The sequence below is a fragment of the uncultured Gimesia sp. genome (assembly GCF_963976445.1).
GTDB lineage: Bacteria > Planctomycetota > Planctomycetia > Planctomycetales > Planctomycetaceae > Gimesia.
Genome location: NZ_CAXBKP010000015.1, coordinates 37,990 through 59,087, shown reverse-complemented (window position 1 = coordinate 59,087; position 21,098 = coordinate 37,990). Strand labels below are relative to the sequence as shown.

The 21,098-nt window shown below is 51.9% G+C and carries 15 protein-coding genes and 1 tRNA gene; 10 read left to right on the top strand and 6 right to left on the bottom strand.

Annotated elements, in window-relative coordinates; translation table 11 throughout:
* The first annotated feature begins 79 nt into the window (after nt 1-79).
* The 6 genes from AAC022_RS16705 (at nt 80) to hrpA (ending at nt 11,399) form a co-directional block, all read left to right on the top strand.
* Entirely contained in the window at nt 80-1,309 is a 1,230-nt protein-coding gene (locus tag AAC022_RS16705) for a dual specificity protein phosphatase family protein (RefSeq protein ID WP_339732815.1), read from the top strand.
* 94 nt (nt 1,310-1,403) lie between these two features.
* Nucleotides 1,404-2,099: a GntR family transcriptional regulator gene (locus tag AAC022_RS16700; protein ID WP_339732813.1), complete on the top strand. Its 696-nt coding sequence runs from the start codon at nt 1,404-1,406 to the stop codon at nt 2,097-2,099.
* 66 nt (nt 2,100-2,165) lie between these two features.
* The gene (locus AAC022_RS16695) at nt 2,166-5,066 is read left to right on the top strand and encodes a DUF1553 domain-containing protein (RefSeq protein ID WP_339732811.1); all 2,901 of its coding nucleotides are present in this window, start codon (nt 2,166-2,168) and stop codon (nt 5,064-5,066) included.
* Nucleotides 5,067-5,080: 14 nt separating this feature from the next.
* Nucleotides 5,081-6,571, top strand: coding sequence for a DUF1501 domain-containing protein (locus tag AAC022_RS16690; protein ID WP_339732809.1), 1,491 nt, complete (start codon nt 5,081-5,083; stop codon nt 6,569-6,571).
* Between the two features lie 133 nt (nt 6,572-6,704).
* Nucleotides 6,705-6,779: transfer RNA gene (locus AAC022_RS16685), tRNA-Pro, on the top strand.
* A gap of 630 nt (nt 6,780-7,409) precedes the next feature.
* Nucleotides 7,410-11,399: an ATP-dependent RNA helicase HrpA gene (gene hrpA / locus AAC022_RS16680; protein WP_339732806.1), complete on the top strand. Its 3,990-nt coding sequence runs from the start codon at nt 7,410-7,412 to the stop codon at nt 11,397-11,399.
* Between the two features lie 216 nt (nt 11,400-11,615).
* Here hrpA and AAC022_RS16675 read toward each other — a convergent pair whose 3' ends face one another.
* Both AAC022_RS16675 and proB read right to left on the bottom strand, forming a co-directional pair.
* A complete protein-coding gene (locus AAC022_RS16675; protein ID WP_339732804.1) occupies nt 11,616-12,158 on the bottom strand; it encodes a hypothetical protein in 543 nt (180 codons plus the stop codon).
* Between the two features lie 12 nt (nt 12,159-12,170).
* Entirely contained in the window at nt 12,171-13,316 is a 1,146-nt protein-coding gene (proB, locus tag AAC022_RS16670) for a glutamate 5-kinase (protein WP_339732802.1), read from the bottom strand.
* 287 nt (nt 13,317-13,603) lie between these two features.
* Between proB and AAC022_RS16665 the strand changes: the two genes are divergently transcribed.
* Both AAC022_RS16665 and AAC022_RS16660 read left to right on the top strand, forming a co-directional pair.
* On the top strand, nt 13,604-15,199 hold the full coding sequence (locus AAC022_RS16665; protein WP_339732801.1) for an amidophosphoribosyltransferase: 1,596 nt from the start codon (nt 13,604-13,606) through the stop codon (nt 15,197-15,199).
* A 23-nt stretch (nt 15,200-15,222) separates the two neighbouring features.
* Entirely contained in the window at nt 15,223-15,624 is a 402-nt protein-coding gene (locus AAC022_RS16660) for a thioesterase family protein (RefSeq protein ID WP_339732799.1), read from the top strand.
* 280 nt (nt 15,625-15,904) lie between these two features.
* Here the strand turns inward: AAC022_RS16660 and AAC022_RS16655 are convergent, their stop codons facing one another.
* Nucleotides 15,905-16,876 (bottom strand): fatty acid desaturase, encoded by a 972-nt coding sequence (locus AAC022_RS16655; RefSeq protein WP_339732796.1) that lies wholly within the window; start codon nt 16,874-16,876, stop codon nt 15,905-15,907.
* A 213-nt stretch (nt 16,877-17,089) separates the two neighbouring features.
* Nucleotides 17,090-17,392, bottom strand: a complete 303-nt coding sequence (locus tag AAC022_RS16650; protein ID WP_339732794.1) for a hypothetical protein — start codon at nt 17,390-17,392, stop codon at nt 17,090-17,092.
* 521 nt (nt 17,393-17,913) lie between these two features.
* On the opposite strand from AAC022_RS16650, the gene AAC022_RS16645 reads away from it, so the two are divergent.
* Nucleotides 17,914-18,222: a hypothetical protein gene (locus tag AAC022_RS16645; RefSeq protein ID WP_339732792.1), complete on the top strand. Its 309-nt coding sequence runs from the start codon at nt 17,914-17,916 to the stop codon at nt 18,220-18,222.
* Nucleotides 18,223-18,244: 22 nt separating this feature from the next.
* Here the strand turns inward: AAC022_RS16645 and AAC022_RS16640 are convergent, their stop codons facing one another.
* Nucleotides 18,245-19,813, bottom strand: a complete 1,569-nt coding sequence (locus tag AAC022_RS16640) for a hypothetical protein (RefSeq protein WP_339732789.1) — start codon at nt 19,811-19,813, stop codon at nt 18,245-18,247.
* Nucleotides 19,814-20,357: 544 nt separating this feature from the next.
* Between AAC022_RS16640 and AAC022_RS16635 the strand changes: the two genes are divergently transcribed.
* A complete protein-coding gene (locus tag AAC022_RS16635; protein WP_339732787.1) occupies nt 20,358-20,684 on the top strand; it encodes a hypothetical protein in 327 nt (108 codons plus the stop codon).
* 12 nt (nt 20,685-20,696) lie between these two features.
* Here the strand turns inward: AAC022_RS16635 and AAC022_RS16630 are convergent, their stop codons facing one another.
* Nucleotides 20,697-21,089 (bottom strand): hypothetical protein, encoded by a 393-nt coding sequence (locus AAC022_RS16630; RefSeq protein WP_339732784.1) that lies wholly within the window; start codon nt 21,087-21,089, stop codon nt 20,697-20,699.
* Nucleotides 21,090-21,098: the final 9 nt, after the last annotated feature.

Sequence of the window (21,098 nt, the reverse complement as noted above, 5' to 3'; positions counted from 1 at the left end):
CCAATATGGATCTACCTGGAACCGATCTAGACTCGCAACCTTCGCGATTATAACAACAACACCTCCCCGAGTCTAATTCGTGTGGATTTTTCGACACGTTTCCCGTCTTCCAGCCCGAGCGATCTGGGAACGGGACCAATCGGAGCGTTTTCCAGCGGCCAGCGTCTGTTCTGCACAGACCATTTCCAAGAGGGACCCCGTTTTTCACTATTTGATCCACTTCTGTTTCACGTCACGTGACCCGCGGCGGCGAAATTGCCAGCCGTGCAATCCGATCAAAAATCGCGGCGAACAATCTCCGTGGCACAGCCACTTCGGCCAGTTAGAACGTCCCATCGCTGTCGGCTGGGCGGGGGCCATCTACAATTGGTTTAGCGGCATGGATCTTCCCTATAATCTCTGCCCCTCATTGCACATTGCATTGCGAACCATTCTGGCTGATCTGTATGGGCGACATACACGTGGAGTGACCAATATTGCATCGCATTTCTGGTTCAGCCTGATTGGCTTTTCCACCTTATTACTTTATCAGCATCATATAATTGATATCGTGGGAGGATTTATTCTGGCCACGTTTTGCTTTTATTTCGTTCGTGAATCCCCATTGAAATTACCGGTTCGAAGTAATCAGCGAATTGGCATTTATTATGCCATCGGAACAGGACTGCTCTGTCTCATCGGCTATGTTACCTATCCTTGGGGAGTGCTCCTGAGTTGGCCAGCCGTGGCGACCGGTTTGATCTGTGCCGGCTATTTGTATTGGGGACCAGGCGTGTTCCGAAAGACTGACGGGCGACTCCCACTTAGTACCCGCATCATTCTTGGCCCGGTGTTGTGGGGACAATATCTCTCCTGGGTCTATTATCGCAGGCAGTGCCAGCCTTGGGATAAAGTCAGTGAGTCTGTCTGGATCGGACGTCGTTTAACAGATCGGGAAGCGGATCGCGCGATAAGTCAGGGTGTCACTGCCGTTGTCGACTTGAGTGTGGCCTTCTCGGAGGTAACCGCGTTTCGAAACGTGGCTTACCATAATGTACAGGTTCTCGATTTGACGGCTCCTTCAATGCAACAACTCGATAAAACAATTGATTTTATTCGAGAACATGCAGAGAATGGCGTTGTCTACGTTCACTGTAAAATCGGCTACTCTCGTAGTGCTTCTGTAGTCGGTGCCTATCTACTGGCTGAGAACATCGTTCATTCTGCCGAAGCGGCCATTCAGCATCTCAGAGCAATTCGGCCATCGATTGTGATTCGCCCAGAGGCTGCGCAAGCCATCTTTGGATATGACTTGCACCGTAAAAAATGAGAGATTCTGAAAAAAAGCCTTTATTGTATTTAATTACTTGATATTATATACAATATGAGGTTTTGTTATTCCCATATTAGGTGAGTGATCAGAAATGTCAGCAGTTGTTTCCAAAGAATTAATGCACGGTTCCCGCAGGCAGACCCTCGTACAACAGGTTCTGGTGAAGTTCTTCCAGGGAGAATATCAGCTGAATCAACGCATGACGGTACAAGCGCTGGCGAAAGAGTGGAATGTGAGTGCCACCCCTGTCCGCGAGGCGCTTGTTGAACTGGAAGGAATCGGCATTGTCGAAATCTTTCCCAATCGCGGGGCCGTCCTGCGGAATTTTGGCGCGAAAGAATTACGCGAAATCTGTCAGGTGAGGCGGATTCTGGAAAGTGAAGCGACGCGTTGTGCCTGTGGTCACATTACCCCACACGAGTTAGCCCGGCTTGAGAAGATTTTCAGCGAACTTTCCACCGCGAAACGAACCGTGGAGTGGTCCGAAACGACACAGGAATGGGATGACTACCTGCACGAACTTATTTATCGCACGTGTGGCAGCGATCGGCTTTCGCATGAAATCAATCGCTATCGTGCTTTGTACCGTACGTTAAGACAGGTTCGGCACAGTAAACGCCAGAACGTGAAAGACTACAAGCACATGGAAGAAAACGCAGAGCACCTGCGCATTGTCCAGGCATTGGCAACCGGTGATGCGGAGCAAGCCGCCCAGGCCATGAACGACCACTTACTGCAGGCCGCCGTCGGACTGGAACGCGATCTGTTTCAGCAGGAAAAGTCGTAAGCAGCATATTTTTAATCGGTTGACTTCTACGAAGCGCAGCAGAATCAGTTGAGGAACAATCCCATAATGCGAAGTTTGATTACCCGAGTCGGCCTGACCTGCCTACTTTTAGCCAGCCTCGGTCTGCTCGTGCCGGCTTCCGAAACCACTGCCGAATCGAAAACCAACGTCGATTTTGAAAAACAGATCGCCCCTCTGATCGTGGAACACTGCATTCGCTGTCATAATCCGGGCAACGAAAAAGGAGAGCTCTCGCTCACTTCGATACAGGCATTGAAGGAGAAAAGTTTTCTCACGCCGGGCAAACCCGACGAGAGTTATCTGCTGGAAGTGATTCACGTTGACCCAAAGACCGGCAAAGCAGAAATGCCTAAAGGCGCGAAGCCGCTTTCTCAGGACGAAGTCGCCCTCTTTACCCGTTGGATTCAACAGGGCGCAACATGGCCGGCGGAGTTAAAACTGCAGGAGAAATCCAAGGCCGACTTGAGCTGGTGGTCGCTTCAACCTTTAGCCGAGAGCAAACCACCAACAGCCAAAGGCCTGCCCGAAGCATGGCAGAAACAGCCCATTGATCGATTTATCGCCGCGAAGTTACAGGAAAAGAAACTACAACCTTCGCCCCGCGCCTCGAAGCGAACATTGATCCGCCGGGCCACCTATAATCTGATCGGCCTGCCTCCTACCCCCGAAGAAGTCGCCACCTTTGAAAACGATTCTTCACCCGATGCCTACGAAAAACTGATCGACCGTCTGCTGGCTTCGCCCCGCTACGGAGAGCAGTGGGGCCGCCACTGGCTGGACGTCGTTCGCTTTGGTGAGAGTAACGGCTTCGAACGCAATGTGATCATCGACAATGCCTGGCCGTTTCGCGATTATGTGATTCAATCGTTCAACGACGATAAACCCTTCGACCAGATGGTCATCGAACATCTGGCCGGCGATGTGGTTGGCAAAGGCGATCCGAACGTCGAAGTCGGCACCACGTTTTTAGTGTGTGGCCCTTACGACAACGTCGGCAATCAAGATCCGGTTCAAAAAGCACAGATCCGCGCGAATACAATTGACGATATGATTCGCACCACGGGCGAAGCGTTCCTCGGGTTGACCGTCGGCTGCAGTCGCTGTCACAACCATAAATTTGACCCGGTGCTGCAGAAGGATTATTACAGCCTGTATGCCACCTTTTCAGGCGTCTTTCACGGAAGCCGTGTGATTGCCTCACCCGAAGCACAGCAGAATCGCAACGCACAACTCAAACCACTGGCTGCTCAGAAAACCGAACTGCAGAAAGAAAAAACAAACATTGAATCTGCCATACAGGCACGCGCGGAAAAGAAAGCAGCCGAGTACGAAAAGTCGTGGGTGCGTGACCCCGCCAGTCGCACCGGCATCGAAGATACATTCGAACCAGTCTCTGCCAAGTTTGTGCGGCTGACTTCACAGGGACTCGATACGAGCCCCTGGGCTAAGACTGGTTACCGGGTCGATGAATTCGAAGTCTGGACCACCGGAGAGACACCCCGCAATATCGCACTCGCGACAAACGGCAGCACCGCCAAAGGCGCCAACAGCCGCACCGCCGGTGACTTTGCCGGCGCATATGATGTGAGCTTAACCATTGATGGCAAAATCGGCGCCTGCTGGATTGCCGGCAGCCCGGATCTGACGATTGAACTCGCGCAGCCGGAAACGATCAATAAAATCGTCTTCTCCAGCGATCGTTCAGGAGCCGCGATGAGTAACTACAAAGCCACGTTCCTGGCAGAGTACAAACTCGAAGTCTCCCCCGATGGCAAGACCTGGAAGGAAGTCGCCTCTTCTAAAGATCGTAAACCAGTCAACGCCAAACACCGCCGCAAACGGTTCTTTATTCTGGAAGCGACGCCTGACGAAAACAAACGACTCAGTCAAATCAACGCAGAGATCGCCAAAACGGGTCGCGAACTCGCCGCGATTCCCTCACTGCCCTCCTGGTGGGTCGGCAATCACAAGCAAGTGAATGGTCCCTTCCACATTTTTGTCGGCGGGAATCCCCAGCGAAATGGGGACAAAGTCGTTCCCGCGAGCATGTCCACGCTCAGCAACGTCACCAAAGGGTATCAACTGGAAGCAACCGCACCGCAGGGCGAACGCCGACTCGCCTTAGCCCGCTGGATGGTTGCGAAAGAAAACCCGCTCACGCCGCGTGTGCTCGCGAATCGACTCTGGCATTACCACTTTGGTACCGGCATTGTTTCAACGCCCAGCGACTTCGGTTATATGGGCACGCGCCCCACGCATCCCAAATTATTAGACTGGCTGGCGGTGCAGATTCAGGAGAACGGCTGGCGGCTCAAAGACATCCAGAAACAAATTATGATGTCGGAAACGTATCAGCAGGCCAGTACGTTCCGCGAAGACGCAGCCCGCATCGATTCGGGTTCGCGTTACCTTTGGCGTTTTCCGCCGCGTCGTCTGTCGGGAGAAGAAATTCGAGATACGCTGCTCTCAGTTTCCGGTAAGCTCGATCTCAAAATGGGCGGCCCCGGTTTTCGTCTGTATGAATATTTGCAGGACAACGTCGCCACCTATGTGCCCCGCGAAACATTTGGGCCAGAGACATATCGCCGTGCCGTGTACCATCAGAATGCGCGGGCAGCCCGCATCGATTTGCTGACCGATTTCGACTGTCCCGATAACGCATTCGCCGCATCCAAGCGGAACGCGACCACCACGCCGCTACAGGCGCTCACGTTAATGAACCATCAATTTACGCTGGATCTTTCTCAGTTTCTGGCAGAACGCGTGCAGCACGAAGCGGGCACCGATAATGTCGATCAGCAGATTGCTCGTGCGTTTCATCTGTTATACACCCGGCCTCCCGTCGCACAGGAACAACAGGCGGCTCGAACGTTGATCGCCGCGAATGGCCTGCCCGCCTTTTGCCGTGCGCTGATTAATTCCAACGAACTGATTTATCTTGATTGAAGTGGTGAACCCGTATGTTAAATCCATTTGACAATTTCTCGACCCAACGGCTACTGCAACAGGTGCATTCACGGCGTTCGTTCTTTTCCAGTGTCTACACCGGCATGGCGGGACTTGGACTGACGAATCTGCTGCTCAACGATCTTTCAGCCGCATCCAAGCCTGGCAGTTCCAAAAAGAACAAAGACTGGCAGCCAGGGATTGACGAAACGCATTTTCCCGCCAAAGCCAAACGGGTGCTGCAGATTTTCTGTCCGGGTGCCGCTTCGCATATGGATTTGTGGGAACACAAACCGAGTTTGGAGAAATATCACGGCAAGCCGCTGCCCGGCGAAGAGAACTTCCTCAGCTTTCAAGGCAAAAACGGAAACCTGATGAAAAGCCCGTGGGCCTTCAAACCCGCGGGCGAGAGCGGCAAGATGTGTTCCAGTATCCTGCCGCACATGTCGCAGCACGTCGATGATATTGCCTTTCTGCACGGGATGACCACCAAAACCAACACGCACGGCCCCGGCTGTGTTTTCATGAATACCGGCCACGATACCGAAGGCCATCCCAGTGCGGGTGCCTGGCTCGGTTATGCATTGGGCAGCGAAAATGAAAACCTGCCGGCGTATATCGCGATTCCCGATATTCGCGGCGAACCCCCGAACGGCAAAGCCAACTGGAGCAACGGCTATCTGCCCGCGCAACATCAGGCGATTGTCATGAACGCCCAGTCTCCCATTCGCAATCTGAAAGTTCCGAAAGGCATCTCGCCGAAAGAAGAGCAGGCAACACGCGACTTTTTAAAGTTCCTCGATCAACGCCACGCCGAACAGCGTCCCGGCAATTCTGATTTACAGGCTCGCATTGAAGCCTACGAACTGGCCGCGCGGATGCAGCTCTCGGCTCCTGAAGTTTCCAATCTGGCATCGGAACCGAAGTCGATCCACGATCAGTATGGGACCAGCGATCCGAACAAATTGAAAGCCGCTTATGCACGCAACTGTCTGCTCGCGCGGCGATTTCTGGAACGGGGCGTGCGCTATCTGAATTTGTACTGTTCTTCGCGGGCCTCAGGCGTGGATGGTCTGTTGAATTGGGACGCGCATAAAACGCTCAAAGCCGACTATGAGCGGCATTGTCCGATCTTCGATCAGCCGACCGCCGCTCTGTTGACCGACTTGAAGCAACGCGGCTTACTGGATGAAACACTGATCTTGTGGACGACCGAATTCGGTCGCATGCCCACGCATCAGGCGGGAACACTGGGCCGCGATCACAATCCGGACGGATTCACCTGCTGGATGATGGGAGCGGGTATCAAAGGGGGCACCAGCTACGGGGCGACCGACGAATTCGGACGCCGTGCCGAGTTGAATCCAACGACCGTCTGGGATTTTTACGCGACAGCCCTGAATCTGCTCGGTTTTCAGCATGACAAACTGACCTATTATAATAATGGTCTGGATCGCCGTTTGACGGACGTACATGGCAATTTGATTAAAGAAATCCTGGCTTAATGCTGTTGAAGTCCTCAATATCCGTAGATCCGCAGTTGGGTTGGGGATATCCGTGGCATATTTTTGGAAGAGAGCACGTTGAACCATTGACGCATTCCGTGTGTCTCTCTAAACTGTGCCTCTGATTAAGTTGCGGGGCGTAGCTCAGCTTGGCTAGAGCGCTGCGTTTGGGACGCAGAGGTCGCACGTTCGAATCGTGTCGCCCCGACTTTTATAACCCTCTATAGGGTATGGGTTTACAGGGATATCGTTCAGGCGGTTTCCAATAGAAGAACCCGAACAATTCAGTTTGATGCAAAATCGCGAAACCCTCGCGATTTTTTTACGTCCCTGCCGCAACACAAGTAGGTAGAAATTCCTGGTTTTGAACCAGCAGGGCCGGTCAAGCCGGGCCGTGGCACACGGAAGCGTGAACTGATAGGAGCACAGATCTTGTCAGGATTTTCTTGCTACCACGAAAGGCACGAAAACACACGAAAGAATTCAGTGGCCGTACCCAACTGCAACACGGGTAGGAATGTCTCTCTGGTATTGAAACGGCGCTATCGGGAAAGCCGAAGGGGGCCACATGGATACCCTTTAAGTCTGTCTGGACGCGTTCCCCGTCACTTTCCTGTTGCCTGCGGCAATCCCGAATTGTATTCGGGACCACCCAGAATGTAGATCAGATTTCTTCGCGAAATCAGCCAGTAAAACCGTCTCTAATTTTCGGTTCCCGCCGGTATTCTCACAATTCATCCCTGAAAGCCTTCGCGCTGCCGAACTTTGGATTCATAATACGGGTCTCTCTGCGTATAATGGTTTGTTTCCCTGATTTTTTCATGTTATCTGTTGTCTGATGTCCCGCGGTGATTCTAATTCGGCTGCTGCTGACGCTGGTGCTGCCAGTGAGAATTCGCCTGCTGCGCTGTCGGAACTGCCGGCGCTGATTTCTAAAGCGATGGCCGGAGACCAGTTTCGGCTTTCACAACGGCTGCGGTCGATTAAACAGGCGAAGAAAAGTAAGAAGCCCTTCGATAAGAGTTTACAGCGGCTGCGGGACGAACTGGACAAGTCACTGGCCCGCCGGGAAGAACGGCTGAAACAGTGCCCGAAGATCGTCTTTGACCAGAGCCTGCCGATTCATGAGGAACTGGATTCGATCCAGAAGACAATTGAAGAGAATCAGGTGGTCATCGTCTGCGGCGAAACGGGGTCGGGAAAATCAACGCAGCTTCCCAAGCTCTTGTTATCAATGGGACGCGGCATCAGTGGCATCATCGGCCACACACAACCCCGCCGGATCGCCGCCCGTTCAGTTTGTGCGAGGATCTCGGAAGAACTGGGCCGCGAACAGGGAACCGCCTGCGGCTTTAAGATTCGTTTCACCGATACGACGAACCCGAACACATATATCAAGCTGATGACCGACGGCATTCTGCTGGCGGAGACACAGACCGACGGGTTTCTGAATCAGTACGATACCATCATCATCGACGAAGCCCATGAACGTTCATTGAACATTGATTTTCTACTGGGCTTTCTCAAACGGCTGCTACCCAAGCGCCGGGACCTGCGAGTGATCATCACGTCGGCGACGATCGACGCGGAACGCTTCAGCGAACATTTTGGGACCCGCGACAAGCCGGCTCCGATTCTGAATGTCACGGGCCGCACATATCCGGTAGAGACCCGTTATCGGCCACTGGATGCGGAGCCGACGGAAAAGAATCAAGGCAAGTCACAGAATAACAGTGACGACGAACAGTCGCTGCTGGCGGATGCGGTCAATGAGCTGGCGGCCATTGATGAAGGTGATATCCTGATTTTTGTGGCAACCGAATGGGACATTCGCGAAACGGCCAAACTGCTGCGGGGACGTTCCATCATTGGTGATGACGGAGGACGTCAGACGGAAATTGTGCCGCTATACGGGCGGCTGTCGACGGCGGAGCAGAACAAAGTCTTTCGCCCTTCCTCGTATCGGCGGATTGTGATCGCGACGAACGTGGCTGAGTCGTCGATCACGGTGCCTGGTATTCGCTATGTGATTGACACGGGGCTGGCTCGCATCAGCCGTTATTCGAGTCGGTCACAAGTGCAGCGGCTGCCGATTGAAGCAGTGTCGCAGGCGTCGGCTAATCAGCGGGCCGGTCGCTGCGGTCGTGTCGCACCGGGGATCTGTATTCGTCTTTACAGCGAAGCCGACTATAACAGCCGCGATGAATACACGTCGCCTGAAATTCTGCGAACGAATCTGGCGTCGGTCATTCTGCAGACGTTGAACATGAAACTGGGGGCGATCGAAGAGTTCCCGTTTATTGATCCGCCTAAGACAGCGGCAATTCGTGATGGATACAGCACGCTGTTTGAACTCGGAGCGATTGATGAGCAGAACCGGCTGACGGACATTGGCCGCAAGATCAGTCGGCTGCCGGTCGACCCGCGAATTGCGCGAATGATTCTGGCGGCACACGACGAGAACTGTCTGCACGAAATTCTGATTATCGCGTCGGGGCTCGAACTACAGGACCCGCGTGAACGACCGATTGACAAACAACAGGCGGCCGACGAAGCCCACGAACAGTTTCGCGATCCCGATTCTGACTTTCTCAGCTTCCTCAAACTGTGGGACTTTTATCACAAGCTGAAAGAGGAGCAGTCGCACAGTCGGTTGCGGAAGGCGTGCGTGCAGAATTTTCTGTCTTACAATCGACTACGGGAATGGGCCGACATCTTTCGGCAATTGAGACAATTGGTGGAAGAAACTGGAATCAAGCCGCATCCGCGGAAAGATGATTCGGCCGCCATTCATCGGGCGCTGCTGCCGGGGTTGTTGTCGAATATTGCGATGCGGTCGGACACGAACGAATACACGGGGTCGGGGCAGCAGAAGTATTTTCTCTGGCCCGGTTCGGGGATCTTTGCGAAAAAGCCGAAGTGGGTCATCTCGGCGGAGTTGATTGAAACGAGTAAACGTTACGCGCGCACGGTCGCTAAAATTTCGCCGAACTGGATCGAGCCAGCGGCCCCGCATCTGGTGAAGAAGACTTGGAGCGATCCCCGCTGGAGTGGTGATGCGGGCTCAGCGATGGCGACGGAAAAGGTCACGCTGTTTGGTCTGACGATTGTGCCTCGCCGCCCCGTGCATTATGGGAAGATCGATCCCGAACAATCGCGGACGCTGATGCTGCAGTATGGACTGGTGGAAGGGGACATCAATCTGAAGATCGATTTCCTGGCGCACAATCAGAAGTTTCTCAGCGATCTCGAACAGCAACAGGCCCGTTCGCGACGGTACGATTTGATTCCCTCACAGGAATTGCAGTTTGCGTTTTACGATTCGCGGATTCCCGAAGACGTCTACGATGCAGTCAGCTTGAAAAAATGGTGGAAAGATGCCAACCGCAAAACGCCGACGTTGCTGAATATGCGGCTGGAAGATTTCTTCGAGACGCAGGCGGAAGACATTGATGAGAGCGAATTTCCGAACGCGATCAATATGGACCAGATGCAGTTCCCGCTCGAATATCATCTGGAGCCGGGCGCGGAAGAAGATGGTGTGACGGTTTCAATTCCGCAGGAAAGCTTGAATCAACTCTCACCACATCGGCTGGGCTGGCTGGTACCGGGACTCCTGGAAGAAAAAGTGGCCGCGATGATCAAGTCGCTGCCCAAATCGGTACGACGGATGCTGGTACCGGCTCCTGAGACAGCGAAGCAAGTCGTCAGCAAACTGGAGTTTGGCAAGGGATCGTTTGAAGCGACGGTGGCGGAGATGTTGTCGCAAATATCGGGCGAGCGGATCACCGCGGATCTGTTTGAGATTCAACGTCTGCCACAACACCTGCAGATGAATATTCGCGTGCTCGATCAAGGGGGCGATGCGATCGCGACGAATCGGAATCTGACGCAGTTGCGTCAGGAGTACGGTTCGAAAGCCGCCGACAGTTTTTCGGCGCTGTCTGATGATCACTGGAGTCAATCGGGACTGACCGACTGGACGTTCGGCGATTTTCCGACAGAGGTTCAGATCCAGCACGATCAGCTTTCACTCACTGGTTTTCCGAGTTTATTGGATGAGGGAACATCGGTGGCGATCTGTCTGCGAGACGCGCCCGAACGAGCTGCGTATGAGACACGATTCGGTTTAAGGCGGTTGTTTATCCTGTCTGAACATCGTCGTTTAAAAACGCAGATTGACAATTTGCCCGGTGTGAATCGGATGTCGTTATACGTAACGGCGATAGGCGGAATCAATTTCCGGGAACAATTAATTGAACTGCTGGCAGAGCGGACGTTGTTTGGTAAGAAGGAGCAACTGCCACGCAATGAGACCCAGTATCGTCAACTTGTGAAAGAGTGGCGGAACCAGATTCCGGTTGCCGCTCAGGATCTGGCGAGTCTCTTGCCGGACTTGCTCGAGCAGTATCATAAGATCAAAGTAACGTTGGATAAAACGAAAGTGCCGGCCTGGAGTGAGCCGCTGCATGATATGCGAACACAGTTGAACGCCATGATCAACGCCCGGTTCCTGGTGAGCACACCTTACCCGTGGCTGCAACAGTTTCCGCGGTATCTGCAGGGGATCGAGCTGCGATTGAGCAAGCTCGGAGGCACCGGACTGAAGAAAGACATCAGCAATATCCGCAGCATCTCACGGTATTTCGAACTGTACTCCCAACGGGCCCGGCAGCATTACGAACGGGAGATTATTGATCCGCAGTTGATCAAATTTCGCTGGATGCTGGAAGAATTTCGTGTGTCATTGTTTGCTCAAAAACTGGGAACGGCTTTGAAGGTCTCGCCGAAAATTCTGGATCAACAGTGGGCGGCGGTGCGGGATTGAGCTGGCCTGGGTAATACACAAAGGTCCCCCGGCAGGAATGAGATCTACCACAAAAGCTCGAAAACGTGTTCTGGAGATGAATTGGTACCGCGGGGCTTGTCCCTTGCTGTTGATAGCAGCGTAGAAAACGATTTCAATACCTGCCTGAACGTGCACGGATACCGGAAGCCGTCAGTATTGGTTTGATAAGTTCGTTCTTGCCCCTGAAATCTTGGGTCATTTCAGTGCCATCGGCTGGAGTTCTTCGCCGGTGATCGGATTCAGGCGGCTGGCTTTGGTGACTTTCCATTCACCCCCCATTTTTTGCCACGTTAATTCCCAGCGCGTGGGATGACGGCCGGAAAAGCTGCCGAACGTAGCCGCCCCATTCGCCCGAAAGTGGGTGGTGGCAACGGAATCTTCCGATCTCAGTTCAGTTTGAACGTCGGTAATTCTGAGTTCCCCATCTATGGTCACCAGATTTAATGCGATCTGGACCATTTGACGTAAGCCGTCCGCCCGGGGGCTGATGTAATTCAGGGTCGTATCGGCTTCCTTGTCCTGGAACGCATTCACCAGGCCATACAAGTCGGCCTCTACCGTTTCGCGCGTGGTGATAATATTCAATTCGAGAACATAAAAGCCGAACATCAACATGACCATGATAGCGACACCGGCGATATATTTGATCTGACGTCGTAAGTACCATTGGACAAAGAAGATCGTCGCAAGAATACTGCAGACGATGATCGGCGGAATGGCGGTTTCGGTGATCCACATGGGCGCTTGCTCCTACAAAGCAGGATGATTTTCGAGGACTGCCAGATTATCCCGATGAATGACTTCGGAATAAGGCACAGCCCCGAGGATAGTGGCAATTTGATCCGAACGTCGCATCACAATCTTCGCCAGATCGCTGGAATTATAATTACTCAGCCCACGTGCGAATTCTTCGCCAGTCGGACTGACCAGAGTCACAGCCTCACCACTTTCAAATGTTCCGTCAATCGATTGAATGCCAATCGCCAGTAGGGATTTTCCCCCATCACGAATGGCTTTCGTTGCCCCGGCATCCAGATGGAATTTCCCTTTAGGGCGAATCGTATAACCAATCCAGCGTTTCCAGGCCGAGACCGAAGTTCCCTGCGCCAGAAACAGAGTGCCCACGTCTTCCGCTTTGAGAATTCGATCCAGAATCCCTTCCTGCTGGCCATTTGCAATAATCACATTTTCTCCGACCGCAGTCGCAGAGCGGACGGCCTGCAGCTTGGACTTCATGCCCCCCGTTCCCAGCGAGCTGCTGTCATCGGTCGCCAGCGCCAGTAATTCAGGTGTCCAATCCTGTACCTGGGAAATCCGGCGACTTTCCGCAGATCTGGGATCACCATCATACAGCCCATCGACGATCGACAGGATTACCAGCAGTGGTTTCTTGACCAGGCTGGTGACCATGGCCGCCAGATGGTCATTATCGCCGAATTTGATTTCCTGAATACTGACCGTGTCATTTTCGTTGACGATTGGGACCGCCCCGTATTCGAACAGGGTATGGATTGTATTCCGCACATTGAGATAGCGGGTTCGATTTTTAAAATCGTTTGCTGTTACAAGGAGTTGCGCTGCGTGATATCCGTATTTCTGCAGGCAACGATCATAGCGGCGGATGAGATGAGCCTGACCGACTGCAGCAGAAGCCTGCAGGTGGGCGAGATCTTTGGGGCGTTCTTTCAATCCCAGCAAGCCCATGCCGGCGCCGATGGCGCCACTGGAAACAACGACTACTTTTCGTCCGGTTTCCTTGACACGGTGAATCTGTTCGGCCAGTGATTCGATCTGCGCGGGATCGAGTGTATCGTCCGCGCAAGAGAGAACGTTTGTTCCAATTTTGATGACCAGCGTTTCCGCTGTTTCGATTACTTCACGTCTTGTAAGACTCACGGTCCGCACTTTTTTAACGAATCACAAAAAAATTTCAAACAGGCACTCCCCACCGGGTCCCTATTTCTTAATATTTATATAATATAGTAGTCCGTGGCTGCAGCATAGACCTTCATCAGAGTTGAGTTTGATAGTAAATCGAGGCGATTTCCCAGAAAAATCGTTACTTTTTCGTTCTTGCTCCCTGATTTTGTTAGTCTCTTCACGATAGCCCTGAAACTTATTACCGCATAGTTCACCCAGTTCACGCTGATTTTGAAACCCTTAAACACGAACTAAGGCATTTTATGTCGGAACTATACCACGAATGTGGAGTTGCAGCCGTCTATCACCTTCCCAATAAAGCGACCAGCCCGCTGGCGCCTCTGGGTGACCCTGATAAGACATCTCAACTCATCTCCCGGTTACTGCTGGATATTCAAAATCGCGGTCAACTGGCGGCCGGGATGACAACGTTCAACTCGAAACGCAATCAGTTGATCGATACGCACAAAGATGTGGGCACCGTTACGGAAGTGTTTCAGCTCAATCATCAGCAGAAATTTAACGATCTGATGAAGAAGTACGAGGGCCCTGCTGCCATCGGTCATGTGCGTTATGCGACCTGTGGAAAAGATGACCGAAGCTACGCTCAGCCATTCGAACGGCATCATATTCAAAAATCCAAATGGTTCAGCTTTGGCTTTAACGGACAGTTGGCCAACTATCAGCAACTCTGCCAGGAATTTCTGGCCGAATCTGACTTTCATCTCGCACGGGAAACTGACACCGAAATCCTGATGCATCTAATCTCTCAGGAGCTTTCCAAAGAAAACCCCGCCCAACTGATTGACATTCTGGCGAACCTCAGCAAACGTCTGGATGGTGCCTACAATATCGTTTTTCTGGATGCATTGGGGAATATGTTCGTCTCGCGCGACCCAGTCGGCATTCGTCCGCTGTGTTATGCGTTTGACGGTTCGCTGTTTGCTGCTGCCAGTGAAAGCGTGGCGCTCGCGAACATGGGCTTTGGAGAAGATGAAATTAAGAGTCTTGCTCCCGGTTCTGCCGTCCTGATTCAAGACGGGGAACTGACGATACGCGAATATGCGAAACCCAAACAAAAAGCCCATTGTTTCTTCGAGTGGATCTACTTTGCCAACGTCTGCAGTACGCTGGATGATCAGAGTGTCTACATCACCCGCAAACGACTGGGCGAAGAACTGGCCGCGCAGGAAACGGTTACGATTGATGACAATACCATCGTGGTGCCCGTTCCGGATACCGCGAAAGCAGCCGCCGACAGTATGGCTTATCACTTGAGCGTCCCCTGTCTGGAAGGCCTGATCCGCAATCGCTATATCGGTCGAACGTTTATCGAAGGTGCAAACCGCGGCGACAAGGTGCGTGCGAAATACACGCCGCTTCCTGAAGTTCTGGAAGGCAAACGAGTGTTATTGGTGGAAGATACGATTGTCCGTTCTACTACCATGAAAGCCTTGATCAGCCAGTTGAAAGAGCGTGGTCGTGCCAAAGAAGTGCATGTGCGCGTGGCTTGCCCGCCGATCATTGGCCCTTGTTTTTATGGCATCGACATGTCGACGATCAATGAGCTCTTCGCCCCTCGATTTCTGAAAGGGGGAGAGATGTCTCCGGAAGTCGAACAGGCGATGGCCGACGCGATTGGCGCCGACAGTCTGAAATACCTGCCTAAGGATTCGATTTCGCGTGCCGTCGGTCTGCCGAGTACGTCTCTCTGCCAGGCCTGTATCGATACGACCTATCCTACGGAAGCCGGTCGGCAGTTGTATCAGATCGCGGTTGAGAATTATCGAAACGATAACGGCGATGACGACTCCCAACGCACGTACGACGTTTCGCTTCCCACTCCTGCCCGAACATAATTCGAAAAAGGAATGCCAGCATTATGTCTGCCTCGCATGAGATAGAGATCCGTGTCCGTTATAACGAAACGGACTCGATGGGATTTCTGCATCATGGAAATTATTTTACGTACTTTGAAATGGGCCGCACCGAACTCTTTCGTTCTCAAGGGGGCAACTACCGTGAGATGGAAGAGAAAGGCTACCTGCTCGTGGTGGCGAAGATCGAATGCAAATATCGCCTGCCAGCCCGCTATGATGATGTGTTGACGCTGCGGACCACTCTCTCCCGCGTCACCGGTGCCAAACTGGAACACGATTACGAATTGTTTCGTGATGGTGCTTCGGTCGCCAAGGCACACAGTGTGATAGCCTGTGTTGATCGCGAAGGAAATATTCAACGCATGCCCGCTGCGATGGCGCATCTGGGCGCCGAGAGTGAGTAGATCCGGCTTACTTGCCCGGATGAGACTTTCGTGTGTCACGGTCCGGCTTGACCGGCCGTGCCAGTTCGAATTCAGAGAACAGTTCCGACTTGTGTTGCTATAGGGCGCGGACCCATGTGTCCGCCTGCAGTTTCAGAGTGGTGTGCAGGACCACCGCTCGAATGCTTCAACTGGTCCCATCCTCAACGTGATACAAAATTGAGCCTCGCAAGGCGGGCGGGCACACAGGCACCGCCCCTACGACTAAGTAGCCGAATTCTATTTGGGCTCTTTCATTCCGTTAGCGTTGGGCAGTCTGCTGCTGTTTGGCGAAGTTGGGTTGCTTCACCGAACTCTCTTTGTCGTTGGGGGGGATGGTTTTGACGACTTTCCAGGCCAGACCCAGTTTTTCGAGAACGAGAATCACACCATAGGTCATGTCGAGCTCCCACCATTTGTGGCCGTTCTTTGCCATCCGTTGGTATTTGTGATGGTTGTTGTGCCAGCCTTCGCCGTAGGTCAAGAGGGCGACCCACCACAGGTTGCGGCTGTCGTCGGTCGTTTCATAATTACGGTAGCCCCAGATATGCGTAGCGGAGTTCACAAACCAGGTCGCATGCAGGACATAAAATAGTCGCACGAACATGCCATAGACGACCATGCTGATCGCGATTTCCGATCCCCCCAGCCAATAGCCAATGCCATACAGGATGGCTCCCATGCCGATATGCCAGAGTAGAAACGTGCGTTGTAGAAAACGCATGAAGGGATCTTTAAGCAAATCGGGGGCGAAGCGTTCGTGTGTCGCCTGAATATCTTCCGTGCTGTGATAAGGGATCAGCCACATAATATGGCTCCACCAGCGACCGTCACGGGGCGAATGCGGATCGCCGGGCTGATCGCTGTGCAGGTGATGTTTGCGATGATTGGCCACCCATTGAATCGGAGGCCCCTGCCCGGCCAGTAAGCCAATCAGGCCGATCAAGCGAAACATGAAAGGATAGGTCTGAAAGCTGCCATGTGTGAGCAGTCGATGATAACCCATGCAGATCCCGATGCCACCAGTCAGCCAGCCCAGAATGAGACAGGTGATCAAGCCCGTCCAGGTAAAGTAAAAGGGGGCAGCCAACAGTCCCAGATGAATGACGGCGATCCAGCCAATCACAGCCCAGTCGACGCGGGAATCTGCATTGGCAGGCGCTGTCTCAGTGGGTTCCTCAGAGGTTAAATTATCAGTTTCAACATGCGGCGCTGCGGTCTGCTGAGAGTTCATTCAATAGGACCAATATTATCAATGTGTGGGGGCAAATAATAAACCGACCGATTTTAGGCAGATTGGCTGTTTGTGTCTATAGAAATGGGGTTGGTTGGGAGGGATGTACTGTTTCCGATTGTGTGACGGTCAAAAAACAGCATTTGATAAGTTTACGAGGGAACTCAATCAACAGAACAGCATATTTCATAGTAGCGATACCTGGTTTTGCTTTCATTTTTTTAAGTCGGCTAAGTGAATTACACCCACTAATAGAGCGATGATCAGACTAAGCCCAAAATACTTCGGAAACCATTCGTCCAATGGCTGATGGTAAGTAACTGCACCCCCGAGAAGCATGCATATGACCAGAGGAAAGGTCAAAGCAATGCTGGCGATTACCAAACTCGTCAGTATCCAGCGCACGACAGACGGAATCTGCAAGTAACGGTATGCCAGTAAATGAGTGGGAAATGCAAACAACATCACGAGAACCGCTTGGATCAAAGCCGCGCCGGCACCAGGTCCCCCTCCCATTGAGATTTCCTTCTCTTCAAAAACGAATATCTTTTGTGAAACTAACTACTATTGTTACCGGAATTGAAAATCTTGGCAAATCATCGAGTTCGGATCTTTCTGCCAGATCGTTCTTAATCGCTGCTCAGGCTCCAGACTCTCAGGAGGGAATGGGTTTCTGAATCTCTTTCAGGTTCTGGAGTTGCTCATCCGATGGTGCTCGTTCAATTCCATCGAAACATTGTCAACCTATGTTGCTGTAGGGTGCGGCCCTATGTGGCCGCCCGCAGGGACAGGGTCGTATTCATACTCAAGTACGAATGCTTCCCCTGGTCCCATCCACAGTGCAAAACAGAGTTGAACCTCACAAGGCGGGCGGGCACACAGGCACCGCCCCTACGATTCAGTGTCGGGTGTTTTTCGAAGATTTCATGATTTCTGTATTCGGGTTTCTAAATATATGTGCTGGGGACGCGATTGTATTAGAATAGAAACGGAAATCTCGAACGAGTCCAGATCCTGCGTAAACGTGAGGTGCTCTAATGATTCGGAATTACGGTGGTGTTGTTTTCACGCAGCAGAACAATGAGAACAAGCTATTTCGTGAACGGTACGCGGCGTGCCGATCGGCATCGGGCGATCACTGGATTATTATGGCGTGGACTCCCTGTTTCAAAGCATGGGGAAATCAAAAGTGTCCCTGCCTGCATTCGGATCCGATCTTTCCTGATTGTCCGCCCGGCGAAACGGTTCGCGTGAAAGGCTGGTTCTCATTCTACACGGGAAGCGATATCGAAGGAGAATTCAAACGGATCGACGCACTGGGCTGGCAGAAGTTTCCGGTGAAATAGCCTGAGTAGTTCACAAACGCGGTTATTTCCCGCAGACGTCAAATTCGATCTGTGGGTAACGGGCGCGGGCGGCATCGGTCAAGGGAATTGGTTCCTTAATGGCGATGTCGCACCATTTGAGCTTGGAAAGCCGAGGCAGCGTGGCCAGCAGTTCCAATCGCTCGTCGGTGAGTGTGGTCGGATCTTTGATTTTGATATTTTCTACATTGGACAACCAGGGCAAAAGATGAGCCACACCTTGATCGAACTGGAGCTTATTGACTTCCAGCCGCTTCAGAGTGGGCATTTGTGCGAGTAGCAATAATGTGTCCTGATCCAGGTTCAAGTTTTTGCAGTAGAAATATTCCAGATGTGTCAGCCGAGTTAAGGGTTGAAGAGCCGCGGGTTCCGGCAAGTCAATGGGAATATGGCATCGTTCCAAATTGGGGAAATTGGTTAACAGCTTCAGTGCGGTGCGTGACTGATCTCCACTTAGATGATTTCCCGTGTCCCAGCCGATGACCAGCTGTTTCATACGGGGCTGATGTGCTGCGACTTGTTCAAGCAGATAACTGATCTCGTCGGCTTTTCCGGAAGGCACTTTCAGGACTTCCAGGTGGGGCGCTAACGCAAGTGCGTCTGCCAGAGGTTTTCGGGGAAAGATTTCCCGGATGATCCATTTTCGCAGATTCTGGCGGTCTCCATTTTTCAAAAAACTAAGCATCGCGTTCTGCGTCACAGAACCCAGGTCGATTTCGACAGCAGTCAGCTGGGAGCAGCGCGCCATTTTCTTCCAGAATGGTGTAACATCTTTCGCTGGCAGCTCAACATGGAGTTTCAGATCTTCCAGTAAGGGAAGGGCTAAGACTTTTTCTGCCGCCTGCAGAGAAACCTGGTGATTTCCGAAATCCAGATGCAGTCGGCGGAGTCGTTCTGCCTGAATGATTTGCGCCAAAGCGGCTTCATTCAGGTGAGAACGAATAATTTCAAGATTCGTTAGATTCGGCATATTTCGCAGAGCGGTGTAACCACGCTCATTAATGCGACACATAGAAAACTTGACCCCCGCCAGTTGCTTGACCTCGGAGAGTGTCTCAATGCATTCCCCTAATTCCGGATTCGTTTGATCTCGTGTTCCATAAAACCAGATCCGGACAGGGAACGGCAGTTGATTGACTAAAGGAATCACGTTCTTGAGTACTGCGGTATGTTGATACACTTTTTTGCCGTCAACCGTCTGTGCCGGATTTCCCACCCAGATTGAGAAGGGCTCTTTATTACGCGGGAACCAGAGCCTTACGCGCTTCCGTTTGATTTGCTGAAAGAGGTCGTCTAACGCGGGATCAAGCCAGGGAGGCGTTGCTTTGGGAGTTGCCGCGGGAGGCTTACCGGAGAATTGGGGTGCGCGGCAGGCCAGAAGCAGATTGATTTCGTTGAGGCGCTGCTCGCGTTGTTTGAAATCGGAATCTGTCTGAGGGGCGACCGCCGGTTCAGATGAATTTTGTTTTTCAGCAACGGCCTTTTGGGAATGATCAGAACTAACCAGCAACCCACCGATGCCTGCCAGTGCAATTAACACTGCCGCAACGGGACAAATAAATTGACGCAACATCAAACACGCTCCCTATGATTTACCTGATGTTCATTTCAGGCAACCCCCAGCGATCAGCATACAGTCTCATAACGATTCCCATGATAAGATTGTAGCTTGAAGTCTTTCCACTATCTTATTGTACATAACAAAACAGGTGTTGTCCCCTTCTTGTCCCCAAATTTTTTGAGGCCTTTCTTGCCGCCAAAGGGGGCAATATTTGTATCTTACGTTCAAATAAGCTGTTACAGCACAGTTGGATGCTCAATTCTGGCTTAGAGCAATCTCCCTCCCTTTCCATTTTCTTTTCAAAAAAATGGTAACAGATCCAAAATTTCTTCGCTTAGTTCTGTAGGCAGAGAGGAAATCTGGTTTTGAAACGAAAGGGCTTCCACGATGATGGCTGACTGTTATTTGACTCTGGACCTGGACCGAATGGATCTGTTTGAACAAAAACTCCAGCAGATAATCAATCAGGGAGGGATATGCTTGATGATCTCAATCGGTCATCGAACCGGCTTATTTGACGTGATGGGAGAGATGGATTGCGGCACCAGCCAGGAGATTGCAGCCCGATCCATTTCAAGTATTAGATGAAGCCTCTGCCGCATTACGACCGGACGGAATCTTTCTGATGCAGGACATCGCCAATTCGAACCAGGCTGAACTGAATTTGAAAAACCCGTTAGCGCCGCTGTTGCACACAATTTTCTGTATGCGAAACAAGGCACGGCAAAATGAAGCGTCTATGGAACACATCAGTTGGGGGCAGGAACCAGCCTGTCAGACACTTGAGGAGGTTGGTTTCGAAAAGGTCGAAGTCCATGCACTGCCTTACGACATGTTCAACTATTTTTATGTGGCGTCCAAACCGATTTCATCAGAACGATAATTCCGGGTGGTCTTATTTTTGAAATAGTTTCTCAACGAGTATATCGTAGTACTTTGCGTCAGAACTCACTTCCTTAAGATAGGCATTGAGAATACCGGGATCGACAAACACCATCGCCGGTTGATCCCGGTAATGTGCCTGAGCTGCTTTGAGCAGATATGTGATATCTGTACGACTTAAACGGTGCGTTTTGCATAGATCATAGAATAGTCCCTGGGGAGTATCTGCGTTGGCTTTGCGTTGTAACTGGATATTTTCCCACAGATAAAGGGTTAACCAGATAGTCCCAATCACCAGGGTCGCCGTAACCAGCATCCAGTTTTCCTGCAGCATACCGCGATTACGGAACGCCCGAGAAACGGCGTCGGTATGCCCTGCCAGAATCCAATAGAAATCCACGTTCATTTTCTCACC

Excerpts from the sequence above, each read along its gene's own strand:
- AAC022_RS16700 (WP_339732813.1), top strand. The coding sequence starts at position 1,404 with ATGTCAGCAGTTGTTTCCAAAGAATTAATGCACGGTTCCCGCAGGCAG.
- AAC022_RS16695 (WP_339732811.1), top strand. The coding sequence starts at position 2,166 with ATGCGAAGTTTGATTACCCGAGTCGGCCTGACCTGCCTACTTTTAGCC.
- AAC022_RS16690 (WP_339732809.1), top strand. The coding sequence starts at position 5,081 with ATGTTAAATCCATTTGACAATTTCTCGACCCAACGGCTACTGCAACAG.
- hrpA (WP_339732806.1), top strand. The coding sequence starts at position 7,410 with ATGTCCCGCGGTGATTCTAATTCGGCTGCTGCTGACGCTGGTGCTGCC.
- AAC022_RS16675 (WP_339732804.1), bottom strand. The coding sequence starts at position 12,158 with ATGTGGATCACCGAAACCGCCATTCCGCCGATCATCGTCTGCAGTATT.
- AAC022_RS16665 (WP_339732801.1), top strand. The coding sequence starts at position 13,604 with ATGTCGGAACTATACCACGAATGTGGAGTTGCAGCCGTCTATCACCTT.
- AAC022_RS16660 (WP_339732799.1), top strand. The coding sequence starts at position 15,223 with ATGTCTGCCTCGCATGAGATAGAGATCCGTGTCCGTTATAACGAAACG.
- AAC022_RS16655 (WP_339732796.1), bottom strand. The coding sequence starts at position 16,876 with ATGAACTCTCAGCAGACCGCAGCGCCGCATGTTGAAACTGATAATTTA.
- AAC022_RS16650 (WP_339732794.1), bottom strand. The coding sequence starts at position 17,392 with ATGGGAGGGGGACCTGGTGCCGGCGCGGCTTTGATCCAAGCGGTTCTC.
- AAC022_RS16645 (WP_339732792.1), top strand. The coding sequence starts at position 17,914 with ATGATTCGGAATTACGGTGGTGTTGTTTTCACGCAGCAGAACAATGAG.
- AAC022_RS16640 (WP_339732789.1), bottom strand. The coding sequence starts at position 19,813 with ATGTTGCGTCAATTTATTTGTCCCGTTGCGGCAGTGTTAATTGCACTG.
- AAC022_RS16630 (WP_339732784.1), bottom strand. The coding sequence starts at position 21,089 with ATGAACGTGGATTTCTATTGGATTCTGGCAGGGCATACCGACGCCGTT.